We start from the raw sequence: 15,857 nt of genomic DNA, 5'->3' as shown, positions 1-15,857 counted from the left end.
GACAAGACGCAACGTGATCAGACGGGCGCATCCGAACCACCCGCCGCCGCAAGTACATGCCCGCACACCACCACGACGGCACTGACGACCGCGGCCACCGCGAAGACCGACCAGAGCGCAACCTTCACCAGCAGCGCACCGACTAAGGCGCCCACCAGAATCGTGACGATCGCCGCGAGCCGGCGGTTCAGGATCGCGGCCCGGCTGGGGCGGGCGAACATGTCGATAGCCCAGGCGGCGATCGTCGACGTGACGACGACGGTGGTCACGTCCGCGACACCTACGTTGCGCGCGGCTGCGGCCTGCATCCCCATCGCACCCGCCGTCATCACGATGGAGAACATCGCCGCCAGGTGCTCGGTCGGTTGCAGCCAGACGAGGACCGAGGTACCGGCGACCAGCGACGCCGATACCGCCAGCACGGCGGTCAATCGCGGACTCCATCCGCGGCGGCCTGATCGTAGGAAGAGGCTCGCGATCCCGGCGCCGACGATGAACGCGACCAGCGCCAGGGACAGCGCGAGGACCGGCAGCCCGTCGGCGCCGGCCGCACCCATTCCGAGGATCAGGACGTTGCCGGTCATGTTGCCGAGGAACACGGTGTCGAAGCCGAGGAAACCGCCCGCGTCGACCACGCCGGTCGCGAACGTCAGCACGAGCATCAAGGTGAGATTGCGCGTCGTCTCACGGTCGACGCCGACGTCGGGGGCACGCTCACTCGTCGCCACGCGCGGCTCCTTCTCGCCCTGATTCCGCTGGTGACGTTCCGCGGAACGTCGTGACCAGCGCTGTTGATCGCCCGATGGTAAGGCCGGCACCGTCCATGTGTCCTGCGTAGCCCGATTCCTGCGTGCGTGTTTCCGTCCCGCCCGCGTGTCTCCCTTCCGCTCACCAAGTCTGCTGAGCGAGAGGGAAACAGACCCGCGGGAACTCGGACCGGACCGTATCGCCGGGTATCGTCGCCGTGTGACCGGAAGCGTCGACGAATCCGCGGGCGGGACAGAGCGTTCCGGCTACACACCGCTCGACAACCCGGCCCGGGCTGCCCTGACCGGCCCGCATGCGCGGTTCGCCGAAAGAGTCGGCACCGCCCTGCGATACCACCCCGATGTGTGCCCGATGGCCGCCCTCCCGGACGGCCCGACCGCCGAGGAATGGGCCGACGCCGCCCGATTGGTCGGCCCGGGAGGTGCTCTGTTCCTCCCGGTCGTCGCCGACACCCCGCCTGCCGGTTGGCAGTCGAAGATGCACCTGCCCGGGGTGCAGATGGTCGACGTCGGAGTACCCGCGAGACCCGACGATGCCGTCATCCGACTGACCGCCGACGACGTCCCGGAGATGACCGACCTCGTTCGGCGCACCCGTCCCGGGCCGTTCCGTAAGCGCACCATCGAGATGGGCACCTACCTCGGGATTCGACGCAACGGCCGCCTGATCGCGATGGGCGGCGAACGACTCACTCTCCTGGGACACACCGAGATCAGCGCCGTGTGCACCGATCCCGATCACCGCGGACAGGGCCTCGCGTCACGGTTGGTTCTCGCGCTCGCACAGGGGATTGGGGATCGGGGTGCAACGCCGATCCTGCATGCGGAGGCGACCAACGTGAACGCGATCCGCCTCTACGAGCAGCTGGGCTTCCAGGTCCGGAAGGAAGTCCTGTTCCAGGTGGTCATCGCCCCGTCGTGACGAGCCCTATGCCGCGTCACTCCGCTTGAGCGACTTCGCCAGTGGGGCAATCTCATGCAGGTAGATCGAGGCCAGGACCTCGGATTCGCCGGCCATGTTGCGGACGCGGTCGCTCTCGGCGCGGTCCCACTCGGCGTCGACGACGTGCTCGAATTCGTCTATCGCACTGACCCGGTCGAGCCAGGCCTGCTTCTCCTGGCGTTGCTGGATGCGGGCGACGATCTGCTCGTAGTCGGCGAACGCCTCCACGCGTGCGACGAGGCCGTCGAGTCGCCAGGACAGCACCCGCGACTTCTCCGTGAAGGTGGCGATCACCTCGTCGTCGACGCCGAGGTGGCCCTTGGGTGAATCACCGAGGATGTCGAGTTGGTCGCGCAGTCCGGCGGCGGCGGTGGCGATCGAGGCGACCTCGCCGTCGAGATCGACGCGGACGGCATGGCGGTCGAAGAAGTCCAGCTTCCAGGCCGGGTGACGGGCCACGCTGTCGGCGACCATCGCCGTCGTCCAGACGATCTGTCCGACGCGGTCGCCTCTGAGCCGGTCGAGGTCGCCGCCACCCCAGATGTCCAGGGCGCGGGCGACGTATCCGGATGTCTCGTTCGTCTGGTCGGGGAGACGGCTCTGCACGGACCGGCACGACGCCCAGCGTCGGGCCTGCGCCAACCGCATGTCGTCGGCAAGCTCCCCGAGCGGATCTGCCGAGGTCGACGCGACGGGGCCTGCCGTCGACACCGGTGAATCACCGCGTCGGGCGCGCCGCCGAGCGGAGTCGGCTCTCATCTCGCTGAACATCGCCGAGAAGGCACCGATCGCCGTGGACATCAGCAGGACGAGCGCGACCGCGACCACCACCACGAAGACGGCCACCGCGACGAACACCATGCTTCCAGTGAACCACTCGCCGCCGGTCCCGTCGCCCGTTCGAACGCAGGTCCGCGGACACCGGGAATTGTCGGACCCGACCTCTACCGTCGACGACACACATCAGCACCAGCCGGAGGCCGCACATGTCCCCCACCGTCACCCGGAACCAGTTGGAATTCGCCTTCCCCGACGTCCACCCCGACGCCCGGCTGCACATCCGCGTACATCGCACCCTCCGCGTTCCCGACGACGAGACCACCTACGGGCTGCCACCGAGCATCGGCTCCTTCCCGCTGACGAACGCGGAATCCGTGGCCCACTGGTCGCGCACCTGGGCCGGTTCCGACGTCCTGCTCCCGATGTGGCAGGCCGAGGCCGCGTGGTTCAGCTTCTCCTCGCCCGAGGACTACCCGTTCCTGGTCCGGATCTCCGTCGGCGGTATCAACGCGGTCACCGGAGACGACTTCTCCGATGCCGTCGACTTCCAGGGCGAGGACTACTTCGAGGTCCCCGAGCAGCCTTGGCTCGACGGCTTCCGAGTCGACGAGAAGACCGTCCGGCAGTTCGTCGCGATGCCTCTCGGTGGCGGTTACACGGCCGCGGAGCAGCTCACCGGAGCCGACGACGGAAGCCTCCGCATCCAGGTCACGCCGCTGCGCGGGTCGGTCTGGAACGAGCGGACCGCCACTCGACGCGAAGAGCCGACCCTCGACGACCCCGACATGATGGTTCTGTGCGCAGAAGCGCCCGGGGCGGCCGGCGCGATGGGCATGGGCGCCGGCGGATCGATCACGCAGTCGATCGCGACGCCGATCGAACCGCGCACCAACTGGGACACCGGCACCATCGGCGAGGCCGTCCTGCGCATCGTCAACAGCGCCGACTGGGAGGGACTGACCGGCACCGCTCCGCACCACGCTCCTCCCACGATCGAGGAGTATCTGCAATACGGCTACCCGTGGTTCGAGTGGTACGACGACTCGCTCGCGCGGCGCGGAGACTCGAGGCTCTCCGGCCTGAAGACGGTGAAGGAGATCGGCGACGCGAAGGGTGAGTCACCCCTCCCCGACAACCCCAGCTTCGATCCGCCCGCGCCGCACATCGTCACGGCGTGATCACCCACCGACCCCGCCGGCCCGGCTTCGCCGCGGCCTTCTGAGCATCGGCAGCCTGATCGAGGGGCAGCGTCCCCTCGACCCGGATCGGCAGCTCACCCGCTGCGGCGAGTTCCAACAGTCGTCCGAGCCGACCATCGGCATGCGAGTCCACCACCTCGACGGTGATCCCACGTTCGGCGCCCGGCGCTCGACCGGGCATCACCCCGACCAACCGGCCACCGTCACGCACCAGCGCGAGTGCGCCCTCCTGCATCGCCGCGGCGTCGGCGACCGCGGGCCAGCCGCCCTGCGGCCTGTCGAGGAAGCCGGCGCCGAGGCCGCGGACGAACTCCTCGTCGGCCGGCCGGGCCAGCCCGGTGACGTCCCATCCTCGACGCCGGGCCAGGACCAGCAGGTATCCACCGACCACTCCGGCCGCACCGGTCACGAGCAGTCGGTCGCTGCCGGGTCCGGGCTCGCCGAGCAGGTCGAGGATCTGCTCGGCGGCAAGGGCGTTGATGGCCACGGTCGACGCCGCGACGAGATCCAGTGATTCCGGTACGACGGCCACCGCATCGACCGGGACCACGACCTCTTCGGCGTAGGCGCCGGTCGGATGGTCGAAGCCGGGCAGGACACCGGCCACCCGGGTTCCCGGGGCGAGGTCGACGCCGGCACCGGACTCGAGGACCGTGCCTGCGAAGTCCATCCCCAATCCGACGGCCGCGTTGCCGCTGATCACCCCCACCGAATGGAAGAACCCCGACGAGACCGCGAGGTCGACCGGATTGATCGACGCAGCGGCGACCGCGACGCGCACCTGGCCGTCCGCGGGTCGCCGCACCGGGACGTCGACGATCTCGATCGAATCGGATCCCGACGGTGCGGTCACGACGGCGGCACGAAAAGTGTCTCGATATGTGTTCATGGCGTGCTCCTTCTTATGTGTGGCGCTTCTATGAACCACCATGAGAGAGCAACTCTCTATTGGGAAGTACGCACTTCGAAGTGCGTTAGGTACTGGAATGAAAGGGTGCCGCCATGCCGACTCAGACCGCGGCCGACAAACGAGCCGAGGCTCGCGCGCAGTACGACGCATTCCTCGCGCAGTGCCCCAGCCGCCAGCTCCTCGACCGCATCTCCAACAAGTGGGTCGCGCTCATCCTCGCCGCGCTCGGCAGCGACGGCCCTACCCCTGGCAACGACTGTCCCGGCGGCCCGCGGGCCATGCGCTATTCCCAACTGGCACAACGCCTGGCCGGGGTCAGTCAGAAGATGCTGACGCAAACGCTGCGCTCGATGGAACGCGATGGTCTCCTCACGCGCACCGTGACCCCCACGGTCCCGGTCACCGTCACCTACGAACTCACCGACCTCGGGCTCTCCCTGCACGGCGTCATGGCGTCCATCAAGACCTGGGCAGAGACCCATATGGACGAGGTACACGCGAGCCGCGAGAGGTACGACGCCGCTCACCGGTGACCGGAGCGTACGTACGCCGAAGAACTCGCCCAACCAGGTCCGATCAGGCCCCAAGCAATCGCTTGGTTTGTTACGTTCAGCATCGATGGGATTCCTGAAGCAGACCACGCCGGACATCGATTTCCCGACCTGGAGCCAGGGCACGCGCGCGGAGAAAATCCGACCGATGGCGCGACACTGGGCCGAGGTCGGATTCGGGACGCCGGTCGCCTTGCACCTGTTCTACGTCGGAAAGATCCTCGCCTACATCCTGATCGGCTGGACGATCGTCATCTCGACGCCCGGCATCGACGGCTTCTTCGCGGTCACCGAGTGGTACGACGAGCCGATCGTCTTCCAGAAGATCGTGCTCTACACGATGCTGTTCGAGGTCGTGGGATTCGGCTGCGGGTTCGGTCCGCTGAACAACCGCTTCTTCCCACCCTTCGGTTCGATCCTCTACTGGTTGCGCCCGAAGACGATCCGCCAGCCCCCGTGGCCGCGCATCCCGCTGACCGCGGGCGACACCCGAACCCCGGTCGACGTCGCGCTCTACGGCGCGCTGATCGTCGTCGTGCTGATCGCACTGTTCAGCCCCGGGTCGGGCGCGGTCCCCGCTCTCGACACGACTGTCGGCGTGCTGCCGCTGTGGCAGATCTGGACGGTCCTCGCGCTTCTCGCCGCGATCGGACTCCGCGACAAGACGGTCTTCCTCGCGGCGCGCGGCGAGGTGTACGGGGCGCTCACGGTGACGTTCCTGTTCAGCGGCGTCGACATGATCATCGGCGCCAAACTCCTGTTCCTGTGCATCTGGCTGGGCGCGGCGACGTCGAAGCTGAACAAGCACTTCCCCTTCGTCATCGCGACGATGATGTCGAACAACCCGATCTGGCGGTCGCCGAAGATCAAACGCAAGTTCTTCGAGGACTTCCCCGACGACCTGCGCCCCGGACGACGCTCCCGCTGGATCGCCCACTTCTCCACCGCTGTCGAGGGACTCGTCCCCATCGTGCTGTTCTTCTCGCACGGCGGATGGGTCGGTGGGATCGCCGCCGCGATCATGCTCGTCTTCCACTTCGGCATCCTGTCGTCGATCCCGATGGGCGTCCCGCTGGAGTGGAACGTCTTCATGATGTTCGGCATCCTGGCGATCTTCGTCGGACACCCGGGCATCGGCCTCACCGATCTCGAATCACCCTGGCCGCTCCTGCTGTTCGCGGTGTCGGCGACGACCGTCGTCGTCGGGAACCTGATGCCGCGCAAGGTGTCGTTCCTGCCGGGCATGCGGTACTACGCGGGCAACTGGGACACCGGGTTGTGGTGCATCAAACCGTCGGGGTCGGCAAAGATCGAGGCGGGCATCGTCGCCATCGCCTCGATGCCCGCCGCCCAGCTCGAACGCTTCTACGGCAGCCCCGAAGCCGCCCAGATCCCGCTCTACATGGGATATGCGTTCCGCGCCTTCAACAGTCACGGCCGGGCGCTGTTCACGCTCGCACATCGCGCGATCGCCGGCACTCCCGAGGAGCAGTACGTGCTCACCGACGGTGAGCGGATCTGCAGTACCGCCATGGGCTGGAACTTCGGCGACGGTCACCTCTCGAACGAACAGCTGATCGAATCACTGCAGCGGCGTTGCCATTTCGAGCCCGGTGAGGTCCGGATCGTCCTGCTCGACGCCCAGCCGATCCATCGCCAGACCCAGGAGTACCGCCTGATCGATCCGGCGACCGGCGTCTTCGAACGCGGGTATGTCCGGGTCGCCGACCTCGTCACCCGCCAGCCTTGGGACGACGAGGTCCCGACGACGGTGACGTGGCGCGCCGACGGGAGCCACACCGGCGTTCACAGCTAGGTCGAGGCGAGGTAACTGTGGACGAAGGTGACCGCCATCGCCCCTTCACCCACGGCGGATGCCACGCGCTTCACCGAGTTCCGGCGGACGTCGCCCGCCGCGAAGAAGCCGGGAACCGAGGTCTCCATGTAGTAGGGGGCACGCTCGAGCGGCCAGTGCGCCTCGTGATGGGTGCGCACGAGATCGGGTCCGGTGATGAGGAATCCGTGATCGTCGCGCACCAGCGGGGTCCCGGCGGCCCATTCGGTGGCGGGGTCGCCGCCGATGCACACGAAGAGTCGTTCCGTGTCGGCATCCTCGACGGCGCCGGTCTTGGTGTCCTCGAGACGGATCGATGTCAGCCCCTGCGCTCCGTCGAGGCCGACCACCCGGGTGTTCGTCCTGATCTCGACGTTGGGTTGCCGGACGACCCGCTCCTCGAGATAGGCGGACAGCGTCGCCGACAGGGACGGCCCGCGAACCAGCATGGTGACGCGCTTGGAGTGCGCCGACAGGTTCATCACCGCCTGGCCCGCCGAGTTGCCGCCGCCGACGACGAACACCTCGAGGTCGGAGCACGTCGACGCCTCGCTGGTCCCCGCCCCGTAGAACAGGCCGCAGCCCATATAGCGCTCTTCGTCGGGGATTCCGAGGCGTCGCCACTCGACTCCGGTGGTGCACACCGCAGTCCGTGAGACGACGGTCGTGCCGTCGTTCAGGGTCGTGTACACCCGATCGTCGGCGAAGCGGGTCTGCATCCCGTCGCGCATGAGGAGGAGTTCGGCGCCGAACGAGACCGCCTGCTGGCGGGCACGTTCCGTCAGTTCGCCACCGGGGATGCCCTTCGGGAAGCCGAGGTAGTTCTCGATGAGGCTGCTGTAACCGGCCTGCCCGCCGACGGCCTCGCGCTCCAGGACGGCGACACTCAACCCCTCAGAAGCCGCGTAGACCGCGGCGGACAGACCCGCCGGCCCGGCGCCGTAGATCGCGACGTCGTACTCCTGCAGCCTGGGTTCCCGGACCCACCCGAGCTGGTCCGCCAGCTCCGCGACCGTCGGCGAGTGCAGCCGTGAACCGTCAGAGAGGTCGACGATCGGAAGGTCTGTCTCGTCGAGCGGAAGACCGAAGCGCCGGGTGCAGTCGACATCGTTGTCGATCGGGACCCATTGGAAGTGGACGACGCTCCGGCTGAGGAAGTCGCGTAGCTCGAACGCTCGCCGGCACTGGCTGCGACCGTAGACGGTGACGAGGTCGGTGGCGTGCGAATTCGGCGTTGTGGACATGAGGGGCTCCGTGATTCGTGAAGTGCGGTGGTCGAGAGTGTTTCGGAAGTCAGCGTGCGTGGGCGTGGTTCAGCTGCCGGACCCAGTCGTCGGGCACACGACCGACCGGGCCCGGCACGCCCTGGTCGGCTGGGTGGGAGGTGGGTTCGACCATCGTCGGGCCGTCGAACACCTGACGGGTTCGGAAGCTGTAGAACCAGTTCTCCCCGGGTTCGAAGCTCTGCATGACCGGGTGTCCGGTTTCGGCGGCGTGCTGACGGGCGTGGCGGCTGAGGGAGTCGTCGCAGCAGCCGATGTGGCCGCACTCGGCGCATCGCCGCAGGTGGAACCACCAGGACCCGGCGGCTTCGCATTCGACGCAACCCGGTCCGCTCGGCGGAACGGTGGTGTCGATCGATGTGTCGTTCATGGTGAGAGCCCCTCTCGCGCAGTGTCGCTGCAGAGTCCTTGGATCGGTGACTCCAAGGCTCGTCCGATGGCGGGCGGATGTCGTCGATGCTGACTGCCAACCCGACCGGAGGCTGGCCGGTGCACGGGACTACCGGCTAGCCGGTATCGCGGTTCCCTCGAACAATCGACAACGGCGTGTCCGAGGTGCGCAGGTTCGCCGGTTGCGCCATGATCGGAGGCACACGACGAGATCGCGGTCGGGGACCCGATCGTCGTTCGCGCCGGATCGGCGCCCGAGCCAGCGTGTGCGCACGATCCTCGGCAGGTCTTCAATTCTGTTGTTGGTCAACGTTTTTCCGCCGCGTCGAGGTGCGGAACGCCCCCCGATCGGTCACACTGTGAGAACGCAGTCCTTCGCCGAGAGGGGTCAGAAGTGACCAGTACCTTCGATGCAGCCACCTGGGGAGCCCAGCTCAACGCCGTCGGGGACGACATTCTCGCAGGCGATCTCTCGTTGCGAGAGGAATCCCTTCGACGCAAAGTCGCCTTCTATCTCGGCGCCGACGGACTGCCCGTCAGCCAGACCTCGTGCGAGCCGTCAGAGTGGTATCCGACGCTGGTGACCCGCATGACCTCGGTGGTCGTCGCCCATGGACGCGTGGTCGTGGCCATCGATGCCGCGCTACCCCTCCACTCCTCGATCCTCGACGTCGCGTTCCCCGGCGCCGGCTCGACGGGGTCGATGCTCGACATCACCGTCGTCGACCTGTCCCGGCACCGCCGAACCCTCCACGCCCAGATCCCGTCTCACCTGGTCGTGACCGGCACCATCGCCCTGGCACTGTCTCCCGTCGCGGCGGCGAGGAAGACCACCGCACCGGAACACGAGGCCGCGATCGGCTGACCGTCCGACCTAGCGGTCGAGCACCGTGGGGCCGAGGAACTCGCAGACCTTGAGGGCCAGGGCGAGGTCGAGGCGGTCGCGGTCGCGCGGAACCTCGGCCAGCGCCTTGCCGACGCGGTACTTCACCGTGTTGCGGTGTAGGTTCAGCCGTTCGGCGGTGTGGAGGTGGCTCTCCTTCGTGGCGAAGTACACCGACAGCGTCTCGCGCAGCATCGCCGCGTTCGGGGTGTCCTCGGCGAGCCCGCCCAGCACCTCGTGGACCCAGGCCCGCGTCGAATCCAGTTCGCGGGCAAGCAGTGACACGACGGCGACGCCCCGGTCGCCGAAGCCGACGACCTGGCCCGCCGAACTCCCCGGCGTCGTCGCGACCGAATAGGCGGCACGGGCCTGTTCGTGCGTGCGCCGGAAGCCGCGGGCACCCGATGCGGGGAGTCCCCACGCCACCCTGACTCCCGGCGGCACCGAGGCCTGCGCGAGGTTCTCGTCCCCACCGCGAATCCCCAGCGGAATCCAGGCCCACACGGTCGACCGGTCGATGGCGGTGACGATCGGGTCCCCTCCCCCACCGATCTGCACGGCCAGATCGCGTGCCCCGCGGGTGAGCACGCCCAGCTCGCGCGGGTCGTCGTCGGCCGACCACACGATGAGCGCCAGATGCCTCCGGTCCAGGCGGTATCCGGTCTCGCTCTCGAAGTCGCGGTCGTCGGCGTCGAGGCTGTCGAGGAACGTGTGGATGGCGGCCGACTGCACGTTGCCCTCGACGCCCAGCCACCGGCGACGCTCGTCCTCGTAGGCCTCGAACACGTAGAGCGTAATCCAGTCGATGTAACCGAAGACGACGTCGGAGATGTGTCGGGTCAGTGCCATCGACGCCTCGGCGTCGAGGTCGAGTTCTTCCACCAACCGGTAGCAACGATGCATCACATTGTTCTGACCCAGGTGATACGCACGGACGAGCGAGTTCGACGGCACGTCACGCTGCGCCAGTCGGAGCGCGTATTCCACTGCTGCAGTGGCGGGTTGGAGATGCTCGATGGGAATGTCGTTGGCGAGTACGTGAATGATCGTCGACACGTTGCCGTGGACGCTGGCCTCGAGGAGCTCGACGAGTTTCGGGTCGGTGTCGAGTTGATCGATGCCCGTCATCATCGAGCTCAGCTCGGCGACGATCTCGGGTTCGCTCTCCCGCAACATCTTCGCCACCAGTGCCGCATGTTCGAGGAGCTCGGAACCCGCGGCGGCGGGTACCCCGGCCAGCCGGTCGCGGGCGGCGTCACCGGCGGCCGTCGACATCGACCGGAAGGAACCCGAACCGGTCACCGCACCAAGCTCTTACGGTTGTGCCGTAGCGCCGACTCGGCGGCGTGGTAGCCGCACAGCCCGTGCACACCGGCGCCCGGCGGGCTCGCCTGGGAGCAGATGTACACGCCCGGAACGCCTGTCGAGTACGGATCGACCGCGAGGCGGGGTCGCAGGACCATCTGCAGCCCGTCGTTGGCGCCGCCGATGATGTCGCCGGCCGCGAAGTTGGCGTTGCCCTGATGCAGCGCCTCGGTGCCCATACTCGTCGTGGCGACGATGCGGTCGCGGAAGCCCGGCGCGAATCTCTCGATCTGCGCCACGATCTGATCGGTGGCGTCGCCGTCGAAGCCTCGTGGGACGTGCGCGTAGGCGTAGATCGGGTTGATGCCGCCCGCACTCCTGCTGGGATCGGCGACGTACTGCTGACCGAGCAGGACGAAGGGCCGGGACGGCATGACCCCCGCGGCGCGCTGCTTCTCCGTGTACGCGACCTCGTCGAAATCGCCGCCGAGGTGGACGGTTCCGGCCCGCACGCAATCCGGATTGGTCCACGGGATGTCGCCGTCGATGGCGAAGTCGACCTTGAAGGCCGACGACCCGACGCGGTACCGCCGGTAAGAACGGCGAATCCGCGCAGGCATGGCGTCACCGTAGATCGAGAGCACTTGTGCGGGCGACAGATCCAGCAGGACGAGGTCGGCCGACGGTATGTCCGCACGGGAGCTGACCCGGACTCCGGTCTCGATCTTGCCGCCGGCGTCGAGCAGCGCTGCCGACACCGCCGCGATGATGGCGCCGGAACCGCCCTCGGCGACCGGCCACCCGTATCGATGCCCGCTTGCGGCGATCATCAGACCGAGTGAAGCCGTCAACGGCCGGTCGAGTCGAGAGAACAGGTGCGCGGCGATGCCGCCGTAGAGCGCACGCGCCCGGTCGGTTCGGAACCACCGCGCGAGCACGGTCGCCGGCAGTACCGCGCGGGGACCGAAGGCCGCCAGGCGGATCGGGTGTCCGGGGACGTTGACGATCGGCCGGAGCAGGTCCTCGCCGAGGTCGTCGAAGTGTTCGGCCAGGTCGCCGAAGAGCGACCGCCAGCGGCTGCCGTCGGAACCGAGGCCGGCGGCGGTCTCGGTGATCGACTGGTACAGCAGCGCGGCGTCACCGGAATCGAGCGGGTGGGCGCAGTCGATCTCCGGCCACTTCCACACCAGCCCGTACTTCTCGAGCCCGACCTCGGCCCAGAACGGCGATCCCACTCCGAGCGGATGGAACGCCGAGCAGTGGTCGTGGATGACGCCCGGGACGGTCAGTTCGCCGGACCGTGCGCCACCCCCGACCGTGTCTGCGGCTTCCAGCACCGTCACCTGCACCCCGTTGCGGGCCAGGTGCAGGGCGGCGGCGAGCCCGTTGGGCCCGCCGCCGACCACGACAGCAGTGGTCACTGCTGCACCTGGTCTGTCGCCGGTACGGGCGACGTGCCGCGGTCGTTGCGGCGCATCTGCGGTTCACGCACCACCTCAGGATCGGTGACCGCGCGACGGGCGTCAACGTCGAGCGTCCACTCGACCTCGAACGGGATCGGCCCGTTCGGCAGCCAGGGCTGTTCGTTGATCGCGTCGACGACCCGGTAGGTGCCGGTCTCGATGACACCCAGCGCGGCGTCGATCACCTTGTAGCTCTGCGTGCCCTTGTGGATCGGCTGCGACTCGATCCACGCGACGGTGAACTCACCCGGCGCGAAGTTGCAGCGTCGCTGCAGGGCGGCGATCAGCTTCTCGTCGTGCAGGTGTCCGTCGCCGAAGTTGAAGGCCACCAGCGAGTTACAGGAGAACTCCGCCTCGCGCAGGGTGTAGGTGTCGATGTCCGACCCGAGGTGACGCATCATCAGCGAGTACAGGGCGCGGCCCTGGCTGTGCATCGACCGCCACGCGAGCAGCTGGTGCATCACGACGTCGGCGACCTCCGGCGGGTACGACTCGAGCAGCTGCGTGCGGGTGTTCTTGGCCGGCCGCACGACGTACTTGTCGAGCTTCTCCTCGGCGCCCGGCGCGAACGCCCAGGTCGCCGACGCCCAGTTGCCGGCGTACTGACGCATCGACGGCAGGAAGGAGACGAGGTCGGGCCGCAGGTTGCCCAGAACCGGGAAGAAACAGAGCGCCGCGACGATCAGCACCAGGCCCCACGGGGTCGAGGTGTCGGTGAGGGCGTAGCCGTCCCAAGCCGGGAACCCGAGGAACAGGAACACCGACGCGTAGGCGAACAGCATGTTCCATTCGAGGGGAACGGCCAGCGGGAACGTCGACAGGATGAAGAGGTGGAAGCACACCATCAGCACGACCGCCGCCACGGTGAGGGTCTTGTTGGTGGAGAACAGCAGCACCAGGGGTGTGACAATCTCGACGATGGTGCCCAGCACATGTCCGACACCGCCGGCCAGCTTCGACGGCCGCATGTCCTCGGGGAAGTTGCGGTAGTGCGCACGTTTGATGGTCTTGCTCGGCAGCCACGGGGTGTTCGACAGCATCGGCGCGATCACCATCGAGAAGTGATGCCCCATCTTGGAGATGCCGGCACCGACCCAGACGGTCACTATCAGCAGCTTGAGCGCGAGGATCATGTCCACGAACGGCAGGATTCCGAAGAAGATCATGGCGGGCAGGTACTGCTCGGATCGTCCGGCCAGGAAAATGACCTTGTCCCGTAGTCCCATCACGATGATCAGGGCGATCAGCGGGTACATCAGCGTCGGGTTCACCAGGCCGTGGTTGTCGGCCATCGCGGCGTCGAGGGAGTTCGAGGTGACACCCGGAAGTGCGATCGCGACAACGAGATTCGTGAGGATGAGGGCATAGATCGCGACGTCGAAGGGGGTGCGGGAATCACCCTTGGTGAAGGGCACCTTGTCGGGCCACGGTGGGAGCCGGATCGTCTTGGGTCGCAACCAGTAGAGGAGGCCGCCGGTCATCGGCTTGAAGTGGCCGGCCAGCGGACCCCAGGAGCCGCCGATGCCGAGGATCTCCACCAGCACCGTCCACAGGATCGCCTTCTGGTAGACGATGGGCTGGTTCCACCACTCGGTGACGTGGAGCGGGTTGAGCCCGGACGTCAGGGTCGCGATGGTGATCCCCACGCCGACGTAGAAGACGAAGACCTTTGCCAGATAGATGATGTGCACCATCTTCGGTGTGCCGAATCCGCAATCGGCCCAATGGGCGCCGAGTGTGCGGATCCGGTCGAAGAACGGTCTCTGGAGGAATGTGTCCGGGTCCACTTGGGGGAAATCGGGTTGGGTGAGTCCCATTGCTGTGCACTCCTTTTCCGGTGGATGTCACTGGATTCGGGCGTCGCGGGGGTCCGTGGCGCGTGGGGTGTCGCCTCGGCAGCCGGGGACGGCTGCGAGTTGACGGATCGTGTGGGGGTCGTCAGATGGGTGCCGGGCTGCGCAACTCGTTGCGCAGGGCCGGCTTGTCGACCTTGCCGACCGGGTTGCGCGGCAGGGCTTCGACGACGTGGATCAGGCTGGGCTGCTTGACCTTCGCGAGTCGGTCGGCGATGTGGGCGGCGAGTTCCTCGGCCGACGGGTTCCGGTCCGGGTAGGCGACCACGAAAGCGACCGGCAACTCACCGTAGAGCTCGTCGGGGGCGCCGACGACGGCGCATTCGAGGACGTCGGGGTGGGTGGCGAGCGCGTTCTCGATCTCCTTCGGGTAGATGTTCTCGCCACCGCGGATGATCATGTCCTTGATCCGGTCGACGAGGGTCAGGTAGCCGTCGGAGTCGAGGCGGCCGACGTCACCGGTGTGCAACCGGCCGTCGACGACCGTCGACGCAGTGGCGTCGGGACGATTCAGATAGCCGCGCATGACATTCGGGCCGCTGATGACAACCTCGCCGATCTCACCGACCGGCACCTCGGATCCCGTGGCGTCGACGATGACGATGTGCTGGCCCGGAAGCGCAGGCCCGACCGTGCCGAGTTTGCGCACTCCGTCCACCGGGTTGCAGGCAGACGCACACGTGCCCTCGGTGAGCCCGTAACCCTCGACGATCGGGATGCCGAAGGCCTGTTCGACGCGGTCGAGCAGTTCCTTGGAGATCGGGGCAGCGCCGCAGACCGCGAATCGCAGCGACGCGGTGGCATCCGGGGTGAGGCCGGGCTGCGAGACGAGGAGTGCGTAGATGGTCGGAACCGCAGAGAAGTACGTCGGCTTCAGTCGCGCGACGTCGTCGAAGAATCGGCTGGGCGAGAACTTGCCAGTGATGCTCAATTGCCCGCCGACGAGCATCGGCGCCAGGAAGCTCACGCAGATGGCGTTGACGTGGAACAGCGGCAACACGAGAAGGGCATGGTCCCGATCGGTGAGCGAGAAGTGCTGCGCCATCGACGATCCCATGTGGTGCAGGTTCCCGTGGCAGAGGCGCACCCCCTTGGGGCGGCCGGTCGAGCCGGACGTGTAGATGAGCAGGGCGTCGTCGTCGAAGCTCGGCGCGGCCGGGGCCCGCCAGCGCGGGTTCGGCGAGGTGGCGAGGTCGTCGACGGGGAGGAAGTCGCGATGGGCATCGGTGCCGCCGGCGGTCACTCCGACGACGAGGCGCGCACCCGAGTCCGCGAGCTGGTACTCGGCCTCGTCGGGTGTGAAGGCGGGATTGACGGGCGTGGCGACCGCCCCGAGTCGCCAGGCCGCCATCAACGTGATCAGTAGTTCGACGCGGTTCGGCAGGAAGGTCGCCACCACGTCACCCCGTCCGACACCTCGAGCGGCGAACTGCTCAGCCGCAGCGTCGACACGTTCGGCGAAGGCCGCGTAATCGAGTGCGGTCACGTCGTCGCGTACGCACGGTGCGTCGCCGCGTTTCGTCAGGTCCCAGGCGAAATAGGAACTGGTCACGGGTAGGTCCTCCCCAGGCATTTGACGTTTGTCCTCCGGTATGTGATCCAGAACACTAAGGAACCGCACAGTGATCTGGAACGGCCCGGGAGGCCAGACTTGGGAGGGGCGTTTGTGCTCGGAGCACAAACGCATCCCTGCGCG

14 protein-coding genes are annotated in these 15,857 nt (G+C 67.6%); 5 read left to right on the top strand and 9 right to left on the bottom strand.

Features of this window, described 5'->3' with window-relative positions; genetic code table 11:
* Positions 1-17: 17 nt before the first annotated feature.
* Entirely contained in the window at positions 18-728 is a 711-nt protein-coding gene (locus GONAM_RS12800) for a DUF1275 family protein (protein ID WP_006867177.1), read from the bottom strand.
* Between the two features lie 238 nt (positions 729-966).
* On the opposite strand from GONAM_RS12800, the gene GONAM_RS12795 reads away from it, so the two are divergent.
* The gene (locus GONAM_RS12795) at positions 967-1,689 is read left to right on the top strand and encodes a GNAT family N-acetyltransferase (protein ID WP_040536320.1); all 723 of its coding nucleotides are present in this window, start codon (positions 967-969) and stop codon (positions 1,687-1,689) included.
* Positions 1,690-1,695: 6 nt separating this feature from the next.
* On the opposite strand, the gene GONAM_RS12790 is transcribed toward GONAM_RS12795, so the two are convergent.
* Positions 1,696-2,571 carry a hypothetical protein gene (locus GONAM_RS12790; RefSeq protein WP_006867175.1) on the bottom strand — a complete coding sequence of 292 codons (876 nt, stop codon included), beginning with the start codon at positions 2,569-2,571 and terminating at the stop codon, positions 1,696-1,698.
* Between the two features lie 125 nt (positions 2,572-2,696).
* On the opposite strand from GONAM_RS12790, the gene GONAM_RS12785 reads away from it, so the two are divergent.
* Complete coding sequence (locus tag GONAM_RS12785; RefSeq protein WP_006867174.1) at positions 2,697-3,668, top strand: hypothetical protein; 972 nt, start codon at positions 2,697-2,699, stop codon at positions 3,666-3,668.
* On the opposite strand, the gene GONAM_RS12780 is transcribed toward GONAM_RS12785, so the two are convergent.
* Positions 3,658-4,578: an alcohol dehydrogenase catalytic domain-containing protein gene (locus tag GONAM_RS12780; RefSeq protein WP_006867173.1), complete on the bottom strand. Its 921-nt coding sequence runs from the start codon at positions 4,576-4,578 to the stop codon at positions 3,658-3,660. The genes GONAM_RS12785 and GONAM_RS12780 overlap by 11 nt on opposite strands.
* 113 nt (positions 4,579-4,691) lie before the next feature.
* On the opposite strand from GONAM_RS12780, the gene GONAM_RS12775 reads away from it, so the two are divergent.
* Together GONAM_RS12775 and GONAM_RS12770 are read left to right on the top strand one after the other, a co-directional pair.
* Positions 4,692-5,132: a winged helix-turn-helix transcriptional regulator gene (locus tag GONAM_RS12775; RefSeq protein WP_006867172.1), complete on the top strand. Its 441-nt coding sequence runs from the start codon at positions 4,692-4,694 to the stop codon at positions 5,130-5,132.
* Between the two features lie 85 nt (positions 5,133-5,217).
* Entirely contained in the window at positions 5,218-6,966 is a 1,749-nt protein-coding gene (locus tag GONAM_RS12770; protein ID WP_006867171.1) for a DUF3556 domain-containing protein, read from the top strand.
* On the opposite strand, the gene GONAM_RS12765 is transcribed toward GONAM_RS12770, so the two are convergent.
* Positions 6,963-8,228 (bottom strand): NAD(P)/FAD-dependent oxidoreductase, encoded by a 1,266-nt coding sequence (locus tag GONAM_RS12765; protein WP_006867170.1) that lies wholly within the window; start codon positions 8,226-8,228, stop codon positions 6,963-6,965. The two genes, GONAM_RS12770 and GONAM_RS12765, sit on opposite strands and share 4 nt — an antisense overlap.
* A gap of 49 nt (positions 8,229-8,277) precedes the next feature.
* Positions 8,278-8,637 (bottom strand): UBP-type zinc finger domain-containing protein, encoded by a 360-nt coding sequence (locus GONAM_RS12760; protein ID WP_006867169.1) that lies wholly within the window; start codon positions 8,635-8,637, stop codon positions 8,278-8,280.
* 414 nt (positions 8,638-9,051) lie between these two features.
* Between GONAM_RS12760 and GONAM_RS12755 the strand changes: the two genes are divergently transcribed.
* Positions 9,052-9,522 (top strand): hypothetical protein, encoded by a 471-nt coding sequence (locus GONAM_RS12755; RefSeq protein WP_006867168.1) that lies wholly within the window; start codon positions 9,052-9,054, stop codon positions 9,520-9,522.
* 9 nt (positions 9,523-9,531) lie between these two features.
* Here GONAM_RS12755 and GONAM_RS12750 read toward each other — a convergent pair whose 3' ends face one another.
* The 4 genes from GONAM_RS12750 to GONAM_RS12735 form a co-directional block, all read right to left on the bottom strand.
* Entirely contained in the window at positions 9,532-10,815 is a 1,284-nt protein-coding gene (locus tag GONAM_RS12750) for a PucR family transcriptional regulator (protein WP_040536351.1), read from the bottom strand.
* 23 nt (positions 10,816-10,838) lie between these two features.
* A complete protein-coding gene (locus GONAM_RS12745) occupies positions 10,839-12,266 on the bottom strand; it encodes a phytoene desaturase family protein (RefSeq protein WP_006867166.1) in 1,428 nt (475 codons plus the stop codon).
* Positions 12,263-14,125, bottom strand: coding sequence for a DUF3556 domain-containing protein (locus GONAM_RS12740; RefSeq protein WP_006867165.1), 1,863 nt, complete (start codon positions 14,123-14,125; stop codon positions 12,263-12,265). The genes GONAM_RS12745 and GONAM_RS12740 overlap by 4 nt, the downstream gene beginning before the upstream one ends.
* A gap of 121 nt (positions 14,126-14,246) precedes the next feature.
* Positions 14,247-15,713 (bottom strand): class I adenylate-forming enzyme family protein, encoded by a 1,467-nt coding sequence (locus GONAM_RS12735; RefSeq protein ID WP_083876421.1) that lies wholly within the window; start codon positions 15,711-15,713, stop codon positions 14,247-14,249.
* Between the last annotated feature and the right edge of the window lie 144 nt (positions 15,714-15,857).

It is taken from the genome of Gordonia namibiensis NBRC 108229 (assembly GCF_000298235.1).
Taxonomy (GTDB): Bacteria; Actinomycetota; Actinomycetes; order Mycobacteriales; family Mycobacteriaceae; genus Gordonia; species Gordonia namibiensis.
The sequence above is the reverse complement of the archived record's forward strand: the minus strand, read 5'-3'. Positions and strand labels throughout refer to the sequence as shown.